Below are 1,319 nucleotides of genomic sequence, written 5' to 3'. Positions count from 1 at the left end.
TCAAACAATCCACACTTCGAGGGTTTCAAATCTTTTATTTCTGATATAGATTTTCTTGATAAACTCGCCATTCTAAAGGGTGGTGAATGATGTGAAAAAAGTGCTGATTTTCCTGATAATCGCATTCTCGATTCTTGGCTTTTCTGTCCCCGCATATCCTGGAAACATTATCCTCTCCCAACCCGATGGCAGCACTATATATGCAAGGCAGATTGGCGACGAACATGCCCACTTGATGCTGTATGATGGGCAACCCATTGTCAAGAATCCCGAAACAGGCTGGTGGGAGTTTGCCAACATTGAAGGAACCAAACTCGTCCCGCTGGGGTTGAAACCCGGAAAAGCAAAGCCTCCCCTTACTCAGAAGTCAAAAATCCAAGTATATCTGACATCGGCAACCCGCCCTGAAGCGTACGAAAGAAGTGCCCCCATTTTAGGAACCGTGAAATTTCCCGTGATATTAATTAATTTTTCTGATACCGAAACTTCTTTTGAACCCGCTGATTTTGATGAATTGTTCAATGGAACGGGTTATTCAGTCAAAGATTACTACCTTGAAGTCTCAGGGGGTTTGGTGGAACTCCAGTTCACTGTCGTTGGCTGGTTTACAGCCTCTAAAACCCACGATTACTATGGGGAAAATGGCATTGGCGGTTATGATGAACACCCTCAGGAGCTGGTTAGTGAGGCTATCAATGCAGCTGACCCCTATCTGGATTATTCCGAGTTCGATAATGATGGGAACAGTTCCGTGGACGCTGTTATAGTAGTGCATCAGGGAAATGGCGAGGAAGCCTCCAGCAATCCAACGGATATCTGGTCGCATCAATTTTACGCCCCCACTTCAACTGATGATGGTGTCACAGCTTCCAGATACACCATCCAACCTGAAACACTTTTTGATGATCTCAACACCATCGGCGTGGTTTGCCACGAACTTGGCCATGTTTTTGGACTCATTGATCTTTATGATACTGATTACAGCTCTGATGGCATTGGTAATTGGGGAATAATGGGGACAGGTTCATGGAATGGAATATCAAGGCCCGGAGACAGCCCTGCTCATTTTTCTGGCTGGAGCCTTTTGAAACTGGGCTGGGTATCAGAGACCAATCTCAATGGTTATATCGGAACATATACCTTCAAACCCGTTGAAATCAACCGAGTCATCTATACCTTTGACAACCTCTCAAGAGAAGGTATTGAATATTTTCTCATGGAAAACCGCAGAAAAATCGGTTATGACACGGCGCTGCCCGGTGAGGGGCTTATCGTATACCACGTGGATGAAATGGCAAATCAAGCTAATGATTCCCACA

General features: G+C 45.1%; 1 protein-coding gene. It reads left to right on the top strand.

Annotated elements, in window-relative coordinates; all coding sequences use genetic code 11:
• Nucleotides 1-91: 91 nt before the first annotated feature.
• A partial coding sequence (locus AC3LHT_RS03070; RefSeq protein ID WP_488661940.1) for a M6 family metalloprotease domain-containing protein occupies nt 92-1,319 on the top strand: 1,228 nt, incomplete at its 3' end.

The organism is Kosmotoga sp., assembly GCF_982836095.1.
Note: the sequence above shows the minus strand (reverse complement) of the source record. Positions and strands in the feature narration are given on the sequence as shown.